The sequence below is a fragment of the Spirosoma luteolum genome (assembly GCF_054778875.1).
In genome coordinates this window covers 305,545-319,826 of the sequence record NZ_BAAGZE010000003.1, presented here as the reverse complement: position 1 = coordinate 319,826, position 14,282 = coordinate 305,545, and the positions used below count along the sequence as shown (strand labels likewise).

At 59.4% G+C, this 14,282-nt stretch carries 11 protein-coding genes; 7 read left to right on the top strand and 4 right to left on the bottom strand.

Annotated elements, in window-relative coordinates:
* Positions 1-50: 50 nt before the first annotated feature.
* The 6 genes from ACYVAC_RS04015 to ACYVAC_RS03990 all read left to right on the top strand — a co-directional run bounded on the left by ACYVAC_RS04015 (position 51) and on the right by ACYVAC_RS03990 (position 7,197).
* A complete protein-coding gene (locus ACYVAC_RS04015) occupies positions 51-335 on the top strand; it encodes a hypothetical protein (protein ID WP_461096287.1) in 285 nt (94 codons plus the stop codon).
* Positions 336-525: 190 nt separating this feature from the next.
* The gene (locus ACYVAC_RS04010) at positions 526-738 is read left to right on the top strand and encodes a heavy-metal-associated domain-containing protein (RefSeq protein WP_461096286.1); all 213 of its coding nucleotides are present in this window, start codon (positions 526-528) and stop codon (positions 736-738) included.
* A gap of 41 nt (positions 739-779) precedes the next feature.
* Entirely contained in the window at positions 780-3,050 is a 2,271-nt protein-coding gene (locus tag ACYVAC_RS04005; protein WP_461096285.1) for a heavy metal translocating P-type ATPase, read from the top strand.
* A gap of 51 nt (positions 3,051-3,101) precedes the next feature.
* A complete protein-coding gene (locus tag ACYVAC_RS04000) occupies positions 3,102-5,111 on the top strand; it encodes a CocE/NonD family hydrolase (protein ID WP_461096284.1) in 2,010 nt (669 codons plus the stop codon).
* 304 nt (positions 5,112-5,415) lie between these two features.
* Positions 5,416-5,760, top strand: coding sequence for a hypothetical protein (locus tag ACYVAC_RS03995; RefSeq protein WP_461096283.1), 345 nt, complete (start codon positions 5,416-5,418; stop codon positions 5,758-5,760).
* A 117-nt stretch (positions 5,761-5,877) separates the two neighbouring features.
* A complete protein-coding gene (locus ACYVAC_RS03990) occupies positions 5,878-7,197 on the top strand; it encodes a cryptochrome/photolyase family protein (protein WP_461096282.1) in 1,320 nt (439 codons plus the stop codon).
* A gap of 181 nt (positions 7,198-7,378) precedes the next feature.
* Here the strand turns inward: ACYVAC_RS03990 and ACYVAC_RS03985 are convergent, their stop codons facing one another.
* The 4 genes from ACYVAC_RS03985 to recQ form a co-directional block, all read right to left on the bottom strand.
* On the bottom strand, positions 7,379-8,620 hold the full coding sequence (locus tag ACYVAC_RS03985; RefSeq protein WP_461096281.1) for a lytic transglycosylase domain-containing protein: 1,242 nt from the start codon (positions 8,618-8,620) through the stop codon (positions 7,379-7,381).
* Positions 8,621-8,693: 73 nt separating this feature from the next.
* Complete coding sequence (locus tag ACYVAC_RS03980) at positions 8,694-9,923, bottom strand: lytic transglycosylase domain-containing protein (RefSeq protein WP_461096280.1); 1,230 nt, start codon at positions 9,921-9,923, stop codon at positions 8,694-8,696.
* 172 nt (positions 9,924-10,095) lie between these two features.
* Positions 10,096-11,178: a lytic transglycosylase domain-containing protein gene (locus ACYVAC_RS03975; protein WP_461096279.1), complete on the bottom strand. Its 1,083-nt coding sequence runs from the start codon at positions 11,176-11,178 to the stop codon at positions 10,096-10,098.
* Positions 11,179-11,332: 154 nt separating this feature from the next.
* The gene (recQ, locus tag ACYVAC_RS03970; protein ID WP_461096278.1) at positions 11,333-13,462 is read right to left on the bottom strand and encodes a DNA helicase RecQ; all 2,130 of its coding nucleotides are present in this window, start codon (positions 13,460-13,462) and stop codon (positions 11,333-11,335) included.
* Positions 13,463-13,660: 198 nt separating this feature from the next.
* Between recQ and ACYVAC_RS03965 the strand changes: the two genes are divergently transcribed.
* Positions 13,661-14,239 (top strand): hypothetical protein, encoded by a 579-nt coding sequence (locus ACYVAC_RS03965; protein WP_461096277.1) that lies wholly within the window; start codon positions 13,661-13,663, stop codon positions 14,237-14,239.
* Positions 14,240-14,282 lie beyond the last annotated feature (43 nt).

Below are 14,282 nucleotides of genomic sequence, written 5' to 3'. Positions count from 1 at the left end.
CCAAAACTCTTTCCTGAACCGGTAGTTAGAGATAGAAAACCACAACGGCTATGGAAACCAACCATCAGAACGAAGAAGAAGACAATGGCGTCGTTTACGCCGGCCTGGGTGTAAACAATGAACCCGACAACTATAACCCCGGCAGCGAAGAAGCCGCCGACACGCTGCTCTATACCGACACAGCTACGGCGCAGCATGCTACCAACGAGGAGTCGAACGCCATCGACGATGCCGACATCGACGCAGACATTCTCGACGATGTTGATGATGACGCCATAGACGCCGAGATTACGGAACTGGGCGAAGAAGAAAACGAAGGCAACGAACGCTACTAGGCGCGCCGGCTAAACGGCATAGATCGATCAATTAACTGCAGGCGGCACCCCCGTCGGGATTTTCCCGGCCGGGGTGCCGCCTGTCTGTTTACCCGTATCCTGTACAGGGGATCGGCAATTTTATACAACCGTCGGAAACGTACCCCCGGTCAAGTCTTGTTGTATGGATAACTGTTAATGACGCTGTACCATGGAAACCATCCAATTCAAAACCAATATTAAATGCGGGGGCTGCATTGCCGCCGTTACGCCATTCCTGAACAAAACGGCCGGCGAAGGCCACTGGCAGGTCGATGTGAAGGACCCGAACAAGGTGCTTACCGTCGACGCCGGCGTGGCTACCGCCGAGGCTGTTCGGCAGGCCATTGTCGAGGCTGGCTACAAAGCCGAGCCGCTGGTCTGACGTTCCCGTTTTCGTAGTTCCCTCTTTTCCCCGCTGCTGCCATGGCTGCTTCGCCCACCCCAGCCCCGATTGCCGGGGCCATTCGCCAAACCTACCCCGTGCTTGAGATGAGTTGCGCAGCCTGCGCGGTCAGTGTCGAGTCGATGCTGAAACACACGCCGGGCGTGGTCGATGCGGGGGTAAACTACGCCAACCAGAGCGCCTGGGTACAGTACGACCCGGCCGTGGTGACGCCGGCGGGCCTGCAAACGGCTGTGCAGTCGATTGGCTACGACCTGGTGCTCGAAGCCGACACCCCCGAAGGACCCGACCCATGGCAGGTGCAGGCCGACGCCCAGGCGGGCCGGTATCGGCGGCTGAAACAGCGCACGATCTGGGCCGTACTGCTGTCGGTACCGGTGGTGGTGCTGGGCATGCTGGGTATGAACTGGCCCTACGCCAACTACATCATGCTGGCGCTGTCGGCGCCGGTGGTATTCTGGCTGGGGCGATCGTACTTCGCCCATGCCTGGCAGCAGGCGCGGCACGGGCGGGCCAACATGGATACGCTGGTGGCCCTCAGCACGGGCATCGCCTTTCTGTTCAGCGCCTTCAACACGCTGAATCCAGGCTTCTGGCTAAGTCGGGGGCAGCAGCCACATGTCTACTTTGAAGCAGCCGCCGTGATTATCGCCTTTGTGTCGCTCGGCAAACTGCTCGAAGAGCGGGCCAAGTCGAATACTGGTGCCGCCATTAAAAACCTCGTCGGGTTGCAGCCCGATACCGTACACCTGATCGAAGGCGATACCGAGCGCGAACTGCCTGTCAGCGCGGTACGGGTCGGGCAGGTGCTGCTCGTGCGGCCCGGCGAACGCATCGCCGTCGATGGCGAGGTGCTGGCCGGTGCATCCAATGTCGACGAAAGCCTGATCAGTGGCGAACCCGTTCCGGTGCGTAAAGGCCCGGGCGATGCCGTCTTTGCGGGGACCATCAATCAGACGGGCTCGTTCCGGTTCGTAGCCGGCCGCGTCGGGGCCGATACGGTACTGGCCCGCATTATTCGGGCTGTGCAGGACGCGCAGGGCAGCAAAGCCCCCGTGCAGAAACTGGTCGACCGGGTGGCCGGTATCTTCGTACCGGTAGTGCTGGGCATCGCCCTGCTTACGTTTCTGGGCTGGCTCTGGCTGGGGACACCCGAAACGGCGCTGACCACCGGGCTGCTTACGGCCGTAACGGTGCTGGTGATTGCCTGCCCGTGTGCGCTGGGGCTGGCTACGCCCACGGCTATCATGGTTGGCATCGGTAAGGGGGCCGAAGCCAATATCCTCATCAAAGACGCCGAAAGCCTTGAACTGGGTAGCCGGGTCGATACGGTGGTGCTCGACAAAACCGGCACCCTGACCCAGGGCAAACCCGTTGTGACGGATCAGCACTGGCTGACCGACGAGGCAGAACGGCCCCGGCTGATGGCTATTCTGCTGGCGCTCGAAACCCAGTCGGAGCACCCGCTGGCGAACGCCGTAGTCGAATCGCTGCAATCGGCGGGGGTGGTGGCCGGGACCGTCGATGCATTCACCAGCCAGACGGGGCAGGGCGTTACAGCCCGCGTTGGGGCCGATACGTATCTGATTGGCAACCGCTCGTTGCTGACCGCCCACGGTCTGACGCTGCCGGCCACGCTTGACGCTACCGTTGGGGCGTGGGAAGCTATGGCTAAAACGGTGGTTTTCTTTGCCCGGGCCGGGCAGGCTGTGCTGGCCGTACTGGCCATTGCCGACCCCATCAAGCCCACCGCCCGAGACGCCGTTGCCCGGCTTCAGGACATGGGCCTGACGGTGGTGATGCTGACGGGCGATACGGCCCGGACGGCCCAGGCCGTTGCCGGTCAGGTCGGCATTACCGACGTGCAGGCGGGGGTACTGCCCGCCGACAAGGCCCGCTTCGTGGCCGATCGGCAGCAGGCAGGGCACCGCGTGGCCATGGTGGGCGATGGGATCAACGATGCGCCCGCGCTGGCCCAGGCCGACGTGAGTATGGCGATGGGGCAGGGGTCAGATCTGGCGATGGACGTGGCCCGCATGACCCTGATCGGCACCGATCTCCAGGCAGTGCCCCGCGCCCTGACACTGGCTCGCCAGACGGTGCGGGTGATCCGGCAGAATCTGTTCTGGGCCTTTATCTACAACCTGATCGGCATTCCGGTTGCGGCCGGGCTGCTGTATCCCACGTTTGGCTTTTTGCTGAGCCCCATGATTGCCAGCGCGGCCATGGCCCTGAGTTCGGTATCGGTGGTAGGCAACAGCCTTCGACTGCGGGCCATGCGGCTCTACTGAGTTGGTGATTTAGGGTTTTTAGGCTATCGTTGGGGCATAAACCAGTCGCTAATGCCTCTTCTCTCTTCCTCATCAACGAGTGCCGTGGCCCGCTGCCTGCTGGCCGCCAGCCTGACCGTGGCGGTCCTGGCCGGTTCCGGACTGACGACGGCCCATGCCCAGACCTCGACCCGCACGGCCGACTCGCTCTTTGTGCGGCAGCACTACCGTAAACTCGATCGGCAGATTCCGATGCGCGACGGTACAAAGCTGTACACGCTGATCTATGTACCCGTCGATGCCTCGCCCACCAATCGGTACCCGGTGCTGATGGAGCGCACGCCCTACTCGGCGGGCCCCTACGGTGAAACCAATTACCCCATGCGGGGGCCGGGTCCCAGCCGGGCGCTGTCGCAGGCCAAATACATCTTCGTGTATCAGGACGTGCGGGGGCGCTACCGCAGCGAAGGGCAGTTCGAGGAAATGACGCCCGCCCTCAACCGACCCGATCGGCCCGCCGGCAAGGGCGGCCCGAAAGCCGCCGGCCGCAAAGCCGCTGCCCCCGCCGGCACCGACGAAAGCACCGATACCTACGACACCATCGAGTGGCTGCTCAAAAACTTGCCCAACCACAATGGTCGGGTGGGGCTCATGGGGATTTCTTATCCCGGCTTCTATGCCTCAGCGGCCCTGCCCGACGCCCATCCGGCCCTGAAGGCAGTGTCGCCCCAGGCGCCTGTAACCGATGAGTTCATTGGCGACGATGCCCGGCACAACGGCGCGTTTTTTTTGCTCGACAACTTCTCGTTCATGAACTACTTCGACGCGCCCCGCACCGGCCCCGTCGACGACTATGACCCCCTCTTTACCACGCAGACCAAAGATGCCTACCAGTTCTTTCTGAAGCTTGGCCCCGTGGCCAATGCCAACGGTCCGGCCTATTTCAACAAGCGCGGTAAAATCTGGAACGAATATCTGGAGCACGACACCTATGATGCCTACTGGCAGAGCCGCAATATTCGGCCGCACCTGAAGCAGGTAAAACCCGCCACGCTGGTCGTAGGCGGCTGGTTCGACGCCGAAGATCTGTTCGGCGCACTGCGCACCTACGAAGCCATCGAAACGCAGTCGACGGGGGCGGGGGTAGGTGCCAACAAGCTGGTCATGGGCCCCTGGACCCACGGGGCCTGGGCCCGCGACGACTGGAGCCAGTTCGGGCCGCTGCGGTTTGGACAAAATACGGCGCAGTACTACCGCGACAGCCTCGAAACCCGCTTTTTTGCCTACCACCTGAAAGGGCAGGGCACCTTCGACGCGCCCGAAGCCCGCGTGTTCGACACCGGTACCAACGCCTGGCAGTCGTTCAACAGCTGGCCACCGGCCGAGGCTAAACCCCGCCTGTTTTACCTGGCTCCCGGCCAGCAGCTGACTACCGAGCGCCCGACCGGCACCGATGGATTTGCCGAATACGTGAGTGATCCGGCCAAACCGGTACCTTACACCGACGGCGTGCAGGCCCGACGGAATAACCAGTACATGATCGAAGACCAGCGGTTTGCCGCCCGCCGACCCGACGTGCTGGTATTTGAAACCGAACCCCTGACCAGCGATCTGACGGTGTCGGGTCCCATCGATGCCTCGCTGTTTGCGTCGACAACCGGCACCGACGCCGACTTTATCGTGAAAGTAATCGATGTGTGGCCCGACAGCACCAAAAGCCCCGAGTTCAGCAAAGCCGACAGCCCGCTGCGGGGCATTCAGCTGGGCGGGTATCAGCGACTGGTTCGGGCCGAGGTACTGCGGGGGCGCTTCCGCAACTCGTTCAGCAAGCCTGAGCCCTTCACGCCCGGCCAGGTTACGGCCGTACGTCTGCAACTGCCCGATGTGATGCACACCTTCCAAAAGGGCCATCGGCTGATGGTGCAGGTGCAGCACTCCTGGTTTCCGCTGGTCGACCGCAACCCGCAGCAGTTCATCAATATTGGCACTGCCACGGCGGCCGATTTTAAACCGGCTACGATGCGGCTTTATTACGATGCGGCCCATCCGTCCGCTATTCAGGTGCGGCAGCTGACGCGCTGAGTGATCGCCAATGGCACGGAGTGGACACGCTTTCGTAACATTGGCATAATATTGAATCTTGTTTGGCTTATTCGAGCAATGGTCTGTTTTTAAGGCTGTCTGCGTCGAATAAGCCTTTTTTTTGATCGGCCTTGAAGCTGTTCTGCCAACGATTTAGAGCGTTACCAATTGGTGAGAAAAATAAATTTGCGCTTTTTGTTAACATTCGCGTAACATTTGCGTAATATTACAATAACATTAGTCCGGCGGTCACAGAGCCTGATCCGGCTTACCTGATTTTTCCACGTTTAATCGAATGAAGTCAATGAAAAAAGCTCTTTTTCTCGTTGCGCTGGTAGGCTTCCTGGCGACCCAGTCGTACGCTGATCCCACAAAAGACCGCAAGGTGAAGGCTCCCAAAGCGAGTCTGGAAAAGCAACTGGCCAATTACGTTACGTTTCCCGAGGCTCTGAAGCCGATGCAGCAGGGCGGGGTAGTCGTTATTCAATTCCGGGTCAATTCGGCCAGTGAGCTTTGTCAGCTTGCCGTATTTAGCCAGAATGAGCAAATCAACACAAGTCTTACGCAGCAGCTGACCGGTAAGAAACTGAGCGGCTACGCCAGCGATGCCGGCGAGCTGCACACTGTTCGGCTGCGTTTTCAGCCCTGACCAGCGCCAGTCAGTCCGGTCACTATCCTGTGCCCCCGAAAGATCTGCTTTCCGGGGGCATTTTTTTGCCCAACCATTCGGTTCATCCACGGGTTAGCTTTAAAACAAATCTGCTTTATGGCTGAACCCTTATCGCTGGTCTGGCTTCGGCGCGACCTGCGCCTGAACGACAATGCAGCCCTGTACCATGCGCTGCGCAGTGGCCGGCCCGTTTTGCCGGTTTTTATTTTCGACCGTACGATTCTCGATGCGCTCGACGATCCTCACGATCGGCGGGTAATGTTTCTGGTGCAGGAAGTCGAACGGCTGCGCGACGAACTGGCCGAAAAAGGGGCGGCTCTACTGGTGCGATACGGCCACCCGCTCGATGTCTGGAAAGACCTTACCCGTGCGTACCCGATCGGCGAGGTGTTTACCAACTACGACTACGAAGGGTACGCCAAGGAGCGCGACAAGGCGGTGGCGGCTATGCTGGCCGAAAAAGGCATTGGCTTCAGCGCCAGTAAAGACCAAACCATCTTTGACCGCGACGAAGTATTGAGCGGCAGCAAAACGCCGTACACGGTCTTCACACCCTACAGCAAGAACTGGCACGGTAAACTCAATGCCTTCTACCTCAAATCGTACCCAACCGGCAAATACAGCCGTCATTACTACAAAACGAAGCCGTTGCCCGTACCGTCGCTGAAGGAGATGGGGTTCAAACCCGTTGAGGCCGATTTCCCGAAACGCACCGTGCCCGACCGTCTGCTCGACCACTACGGCAAAACCCGCGACTTCCCCGCCGATACCGACGGTACCAGTCAGCTCAGTATGCACCTGCGGTTTGGCACCATCAGCATCCGCGAACTGGCCCGGCAGGCGCAGGCGGCCAACGACAAAACGTTTCTGAACGAGCTGTGCTGGCGCGACTTTTACTTTCAGGTGCTCGACCATTTTCCACACGTGGAGAAACACTCGTTCCGGCGGCAGTACGACGATATCAAATGGCGTAATAACGAAGCCGAGTTCGAGGCCTGGTGTAAGGGCGAAACGGGTTACCCGATCGTCGATGCGGGTATGCGGCAGCTAAATACCATTGGCTGGATGCACAACCGGGTCCGGATGATTACGGCCAGTTTTCTCTGCAAGCACCTGCTTATCGACTGGCGGTGGGGCGAAGCGTATTTTGGTAAGAAACTGCGCGACTACGACCTGTCGGCCAACAACGGCGGCTGGCAGTGGGCCGCGGGCTCGGGCACCGATGCCGCGCCGTATTTCCGGGTGTTCAACCCAACCGCCCAGGCCGAAAAATTCGACCCCAAGGGCGAATACATTCAGAAATGGGTGCCGGAGGTAAACGATCCGAAGCGCTATCCCAAACCAATCGTTGAGCACACCATGGCCCGCCAGCGCGCTCTGGATGCCTACAAAAAGGCGGTCGGGAAAAAGGAGTAGCTTTAGTATTCGGTTTACTGTTTTCAGTTTGCCGTTTTTAGGCACTTTACCAGTACTCAGTTTACTGTTTTCAGACACCTTATCCGTGTCCAGTATTCAGTTGACCGTTTTCTAATGATTGGCGTTTTACCACCAGTGCGCCGAATACAGTAAACTGAAAACTGAAAACCGAATATCCTGCCTACAGCTTCCACTGTACCACCCAGCCTGGTTTCAGGACTTTGGGTCGGGGGATGCCGGCCAGCCCGGTGACGGGATTGATGGCGATGAGTGTGAGCGGAATAGTAGCCTTGCTTTCGGCCGAAACGGCTTTGGTGGCCCGCAGGAACAGGTGGCCCTGCGCGTCGATATCGTCGACAACGCAGTAGAGTGCATCGCCGGGCTTCAGGTCGTCTTCGCCAATCTGCAACGGTTCGGTCAGCACGAAACTCCAGCTCTGCCCAACCCTGGGCTGGCCCGCCCGCAGTAGCCTGGCCTGCACGTCACCGGCAAATACGGCGGGGGTGTTGGGTCGGCTCTTCAGAATATCGGTCAACAGACTGTCCATCACCACCGCTTCGCTGCGGGCCGGCGCGGGCCCGAGCGGATCGGCTATCGAGCTGATGGGTACGCCAACCGGCTCCGGCTCATCGTCCTGCAGCCAGCCCATGCGCCGGGCCTGTTCCCGTTCGGCTTCGTATTCGCGCCCCGTCGAGGCCAGCAGGATACCAACTGAGCCCATGCCATACTGCGGGTTGGTAAACAGCTCCTTCATAGCCAGAATCCGGTAGAGGTAATAGCCGGTTTCTTCGTTCATCACCATCGAGTAGTAATCGCGCTGGCCGGTGCGCGAAATTTTGCGCTGCACCATGCCCAGCCCTCCGTTATAGGCGGCTGCAGCCAGTGTCCAGGAACCCAGCTGCCGGTGCAGGTCTTTGAGGTACCGGCAGGCCGCTTCGGTCGATTTGCGCAGGTCGGTACGGTCGTCGTTGCCCGGTGCAATGGAAAGACCCATATCCTTGGCCGTTTCGTCCATAAACTGCCAGTAGCCCACGGCCCCTGCCGACGAAACGGCGTTGGCCTGCCAGGCACTCTCGATCAGGGGCAAAAACTTGAAGTCGTTGGGGATATTGTGTTTGGCCAGGATAGGCTCGATGATACTGAAGAAGGGGGCCGAACGGGCTTTGAGGGCGGCTACGTGCCGGGCGTAGCCTGCGCTGCCGGCCAGTGCCATGGCCAGTTTGTTCGACACGGCGCTTTGCTGGGTGGGCACCAGTTCACCGCAGAAGTGAATGCGGGCCGGGGTGGCCGGCAGGCGAACAGCAGTGCGGGTCAGGGGGCCTTTGGTCGATCGGACAACTGGTTTCCGGGCGGGCTGGGCCAGGCCGAAGCCAGCTACCAGGCCCAGGCCCATTGTAAACACAAAGCGAATGGATGGCGTCAAAACAAGTACGTGTTGGTACAGTGGATAGACAACACCGATCGGAAATGGTTTAGTTCAGCGGCATCTTATTGAGCTACAGGCTTTTCCAGGTCAGAATCCAGCCCGCTTTTACCTGGTCGACGTCGGGTAACTGAATGCCCAGTCGTCCGGTCGATGCATCGACAGCCGCCAGCGTCAGGTCATACGTGTGCTTTTCGCTCGTCGAATAAAGCTTGGTGGCGCGCAGATACACTTTGTTGGTAGTGGCATCCACATCTTCGACCAGCGCGTAGAGCACGTCGCCTTCATCGACTGGCTTGCCATCGGCAATGCCATCGCGGGTCAGGTGAAACACCCAGATCTGGCCCCGCTGCAGGCCCGACGCTTCGCGCAGCCGCGCTTTGATACCCCCCCGAAACACATCGGCCGCGTTGGGTAGCGGAATGTCTTCGGCCTGGGTCGAGGCTGTAGCTGCGTCGTCGGGCGTATCAATGGCCTGTTCGGTTGCCTGGGCCACCATAATTTCGGGCAGCAATACTTCGTCGTCCAGTTCCATGCGCTCATCGCCGAGGGGTTCGCTCAGGTGCGCCAGCACCCGATCTGGAATCAGACCCTGGTAGCAACGGTAGTTGGAGAAGAGCTCTTTGAAGGCCAGAATGCGGTACAGGTACTTGCCCGTTTCGGCATTGAGCCGCAAAAAGTAATAGTCGCGCTGCTGCTGCCGGCGAATGTTGCCCAGCAGCGCGCCAATGCCATTGTTGTAGGCGGCCGCAGCCAGGGTCCAGGAGCCAAGCCGGTTGTGCAGGTAGTTCAGATACCGGCAGGCGGCCTCCGTCGACTTCACCAGGTTCCGGCGGTCATCGGCACCGGGTCGCACGCACAGTCCCAGTTCGCGGGCCGTGGCGGGCATAAACTGCCAGTAGCCCACGGCTCCTCTCGGCGACACCGCAAAGCCTTTGAGGGCGCTTTCGACCAGCGGCAGGTACTTGAAATCGGTTGGAATGTTGTGCTTGGCCAGAATGGGTTCGATGATCGGAAAGAACGTCGACGCCCGCTGCCTGATTTTATACAGGGCCTGATTTTCGGCAGCGTTGCGAACCAGCGCCGTAACGAGCCGGCGCGCTACCCGCTCTTCGTGCAGTGGTACCGATTCGCCACAGAAAAATACGGGTGGCAGCGCCCGCAGATCGGGCTCAAAAGACAGGGCATACGTCAGATCCTGCGTGGAAGCGGGGTGGTGAGCCGCCTGGTCGAGCAGGTCGTGCGTTCCGGCACTGGCTGCCACCAAACCGGTCGCCAGCGTGAGGGTAGCAAGCAGGTTCATCGGGATAGGTTAAGTAAGTGTTGTTACGGCGTTATGACCAGTCACATCTAGTATGGTAACACCATAGCTTTGGTATTTTTTTACCTGTTTCTGGTCTGCCCCAGCCTGGAGCAAAAAAAATGCCCGACTGGGAGTTCCAGCGGGCATTCAGGATTATTTCGGCTAAAAAAAATCAGATCCAGTCCCAGAAGTGCAGCGGACGTACGCCCTGGCCCTTTTTGTATTGCAGGAAGCGGGGTCGACGGAAACGCAGTACGGTCAGGCCCATCATCAGTTTCCGGACGGGCGATTCCATATTCTGTTCATCCAGGTCGGTCGCTTTGGGGCGGGCCATAGCGGCAGCCGCCAGCAACTGGCTGGTATCCGACGGCGACCGGGTGAGAGCTACGTTGGGACGCGGCCCCCAGGTTGGGTCGATATCATCGTCGTCGACCAGTTCGATCGTGGGCGAATCCTTGATTTTCTGGGGAATGGCCAGGGGCTTGTGCCAGCTGGGCAGGGGTTTGGTCAGCTGCTCGACCGTCGAGTTTTTCAGCAGCAGGGCATATTGCCGGGGGTTACTGAGCAGCTCTTTGTAGGCCAGCACCCGAAACAGATAGCGGCTGGTTTCGCGGTGGAGCCGGAGCCGGTAGTAGTTACCGTGGCCCTGCTGCGCCATTTTCTTCTGTACGTGGGTGATGCCAGCGTTGTAGGCGGCTGCTACCAGTGTCCACGAACCCAGCTGGCCATAGAGCTGATGCAGGTGGTGGCAGACGGCCACCGTGGCTTTTTCAAGATCATACCGTTCGTCGACCTTGCCATTGACCTTCAGACCCAGGTCGCGGGCCGTACCCGGCATCAGCTGCCAGTAACCCGACGCGCCCTTGGGCGAAACGCAGTCGTTGACAAGTTCGCTTTCGGCCAGGGGCAGAAACCGGAAATCGCGCGGGATTTTGTACTTGCGCAGGATGGGGTCGATGATGGGAAAAAAGGTAGAGGCCCGCCGGCGGAGGGTGAAGAGGCACTCCTGCTGGGCGCCATACGTGCGCAGCGTCTGGAGCCAGCGACGCGAAACGCGGGGCTCATCGACGGGTAATTCTTCGCCACAAAAATAAACCGGAAACACCCGTTTCGACGAGTCGACGACGAGCAGCGAGGGGTTGTCGAGACCATGAGCCGACGCGTGAATACGGCTGGTATCTGCGCCGGAAAAGGCGCTTGCAAAAGCCGGCGTGAGGGTGGCCAGAACAAGGGATAAACTTACTTCCTGAATCAATTTATGGGTATTTGTCGTGATAGCTGTAGACAATAAAACCCGCGCTTTCGGAACGGGTTTGTCTACAACTGTTTTACGAATATACCTGATTGTCTGATATATACCAAATCGTCATTCTACGAATTATCCAACGGTCAGCGATTTGGGGGCTTTTTCAGGCCTGCAAAAGACCCCAGACCAGGGTCAGTTTGGCGTAGTCATAGCGGCCGTTGAAATGCTCGTAAACTGGCTTCAGCCGACCCTCTTCTACCCCGATCGATTTCATCGCTTTTTCGATTTCCCGCCGGTCCGAAGGGTCGATCAGCGACACCAGATCGATGTCTTCACCAGCCCGCGCCAGCTGCACCAGATGGCTCGCAATGGAGCTGCTGGTAAGACCCCGCTCGCTGGCAATTTCCTCGATGCTGTAGCCCCGGTTGAAGAGGTCGAGGGTTTGCAGCTGGGTAGAGCCGCGCGGCTTTTCGCCGGCCTGCACCCGCCCCCTCACAAAGCCCGTAATGACGTTCAGAAACTGCCGCCCGAAGAGTTCCAGCTTGCGCTCGCCCACCCCGCTCACGTTGCGCAGCGCATCGGGGGTGAGGGGCCGTTGCCGGGCCATGTCTTCGAGGGTCGTATCGGTAAAAATCACGTATGGCGGTACATTCTGCTCATCGGCCAGCGACTTGCGCAGGGCCCGGAGCTGTTCAAACAACTCGTCGCGGTTGACTTCTGTTTTGGTTTTCGGTTTTTCGACCACCGGCTTGGGTGCATCGTCGGGGCGGACAAGCTCGACTTTACGGCCGCCAAACAGCACCTGATCGGCCAGAATACCCCGGCGCAGGGCGTAGTGCTGGTCGTAAGCAACCTCGATTACGCCCGTGTTGATGAGCTGATGCAGGTAGTTGCGCCAGTCTTCGAAGCGCAGGTCGCGGCCGGCGCCGTAGGTTTTGATCTGATCGTAGCCCCCCTGCACTACGGCCTGGCTGCGCGAGCCGCGCAGAATATCGATGAGCAGGTTCATGGGCACGCGCTCACCCGTTCGGACAATGGCCGAAAGCGCTTTCTGGGCCAGTACGGTGCCATCGAACGTCACGCGCGGATCGCGGCACACATCGCAGTTGCCGCAGGGTTCGGGCAGGTCTTCCGAGAAGTAGGAGAGCAGAATCTGCCGGCGGCAGGTGTGGGCATCGGCATAGTGCTGCATCCGCTCCAGTTTGGCCAGCTGCAGCCCCAGGTTGGCCGGGTTGTTTTCGGCCAGCATGTCTTTGTAGGTGGCCACATCGGCAAAGCTGTAGAAAAGCACCGTCTGCGCTTCGGCCCCGTCGCGCCCGGCCCGGCCAATTTCCTGGTAAAAGCTTTCGATGTTTTTGGGCATGTTGTAATGAATCACCCAGCGCACGTTCGATTTGTCGATGCCCATGCCAAAGGCGATCGTGGCGCACATAATCCGAACGTCATCGCGCAGAAAAGCTTCCTGCGTGCGGGCCCGGTCGTCGGGATCCATTTTGGCGTGGTAAAACGCGGCATTGAACCCTTTCTCCTGCAGCTTGGCGGCCAGCGACTCGGTCGATTTCCGGCTCAGGCAATAGATGATGCCCGAGGTGTTGGGCTTCTGCTGCAAAAGCCGGATGATCTGCTGAATCCGGTTCTGACCGGGCAGTACTTTCAGGCTGAGGTTTTCGCGGTTGAACGACGAGATAAAAACGGCCGGATCGACCATGCCGAGCCGGGTGGCAATGTCCTGCCGGGTCAGCTTGTCGGCGGTGGCGGTGAGGGCCACCGTGGGTACACCGGGAAAGCGCTGTTTGAGCACGTGCAGCTGCGTGTACTCCGGCCGGAAATCGTGCCCCCACGACGAGATGCAGTGGGCTTCGTCGATGGCAAACAGCGAGAGGTTGACCATCGACAGCAGGTTGAAGAACGATTCGGTCAGCAGCTTTTCGGGCGATACGTAGAGCAGCTTGAGTTTGCCCGATACGCAGTCGTCTTCGATGGCACGCAGTTCGCGGCCCGTTTGCGTACTGTTGTAGGAAGCCGCCGGGATGCCGTTCATGTGCAGGGCACCCACCTGATCTTTCATCAGCGCAATCAGGGGCGATACGACCACCGTCAGGCCGGGCAGCATGAGGGCCGGAATCTGAAAACACACGGATTTGCCCCCGCCGGTGGGCATCAGCACCACCGTGTCGCGCCCGCCGATGATCGATCGGATAATGTCTTCCTGCATGGGCCGGAAGCGGTCATATCCGTAGTAGCGTTTAAGAAAGTCGGCGGGGGTGGTGAGGGGTGTTTGTTCGGTGATCATCAGTTTGTTGCGGCCCGGCGCGGGCATGAGGGCAAGGCAACGGCCAGCCCGGCAGACCTGCCGGCAATGGGCCGGGGACTCAATCAAATATACACAAAAAAAATGAGCCTGGCTCGTGGCGTTTATCTGAAATTCCATCCATATTTCCCGCACATTCCGCGTACCCTTATTTTTTCACCGTAAAACCAACTGATTATCATGAAGAAGACACTTGCCACACTGAGCCTGCTGATGGGCCTGCTCGTTGCTTTCGGCACGCAGGCGCAAACCGCATCGGGAACGATGCAAACCACGACCCGCGCTGAGAAGAAAGCCAAGAAAGACGCCAAGGAGGATAAGAAGGAAGCCAAGGCCGATAAGAAAGCGGCTAAGGAGGCCGGCGACAAGGATGCGGCCAAAGCGGCTAAAGCCGAGAAAAAAGCCGCCAAAGCCGATAAGAAAGCGGCCGATGCGCCCGATGCCATGAAGCCCATGAAGGAAGCCAAAGCCGATAAAAAGGACGCCAAGGCCGATCTGAAAGCCGCCAAGGCCTCGGGCGACAAGGGGGCGATGGATGCTGCCAAAGCCGATATGAAAGCTGCCAAAGCCGACAAGAAGGAGGCAAAAATGGCCAAAGGCAAGATGAAGGAAGAGAAAGCCACCCCGGCCGATTACAAAGCGCCCGTTGACCGATCGATGAAGGGCCCCAATGGCGAGCCCGTGATGACCGGCCCCCGGGGTGGCAAGTATTACATCAACAAGAACGGCAACAAGACCTACCTCAGCAGCCTGAAGTAAGCCTGCCCGATGGTGTGAAAACGGGCGCGCCCGCTCCGGACAA

Bases quoted from the DNA above. Each gene is read 5' to 3' on its own strand.
- ACYVAC_RS04015 (WP_461096287.1), top strand. From the start codon at position 51: ATGGAAACCAACCATCAGAACGAAGAAGAAGACAATGGCGTCGTTTAC.
- ACYVAC_RS04010 (WP_461096286.1), top strand. From the start codon at position 526: ATGGAAACCATCCAATTCAAAACCAATATTAAATGCGGGGGCTGCATT.
- ACYVAC_RS04005 (WP_461096285.1), top strand. From the start codon at position 780: ATGGCTGCTTCGCCCACCCCAGCCCCGATTGCCGGGGCCATTCGCCAA.
- ACYVAC_RS04000 (WP_461096284.1), top strand. From the start codon at position 3,102: ATGCCTCTTCTCTCTTCCTCATCAACGAGTGCCGTGGCCCGCTGCCTG.
- ACYVAC_RS03995 (WP_461096283.1), top strand. From the start codon at position 5,416: ATGAAAAAAGCTCTTTTTCTCGTTGCGCTGGTAGGCTTCCTGGCGACC.
- ACYVAC_RS03990 (WP_461096282.1), top strand. From the start codon at position 5,878: ATGGCTGAACCCTTATCGCTGGTCTGGCTTCGGCGCGACCTGCGCCTG.
- ACYVAC_RS03980 (WP_461096280.1), bottom strand. From the start codon at position 9,923: ATGAACCTGCTTGCTACCCTCACGCTGGCGACCGGTTTGGTGGCAGCC.
- recQ (WP_461096278.1), bottom strand. From the start codon at position 13,462: ATGATCACCGAACAAACACCCCTCACCACCCCCGCCGACTTTCTTAAA.
- ACYVAC_RS03965 (WP_461096277.1), top strand. From the start codon at position 13,661: ATGAAGAAGACACTTGCCACACTGAGCCTGCTGATGGGCCTGCTCGTT.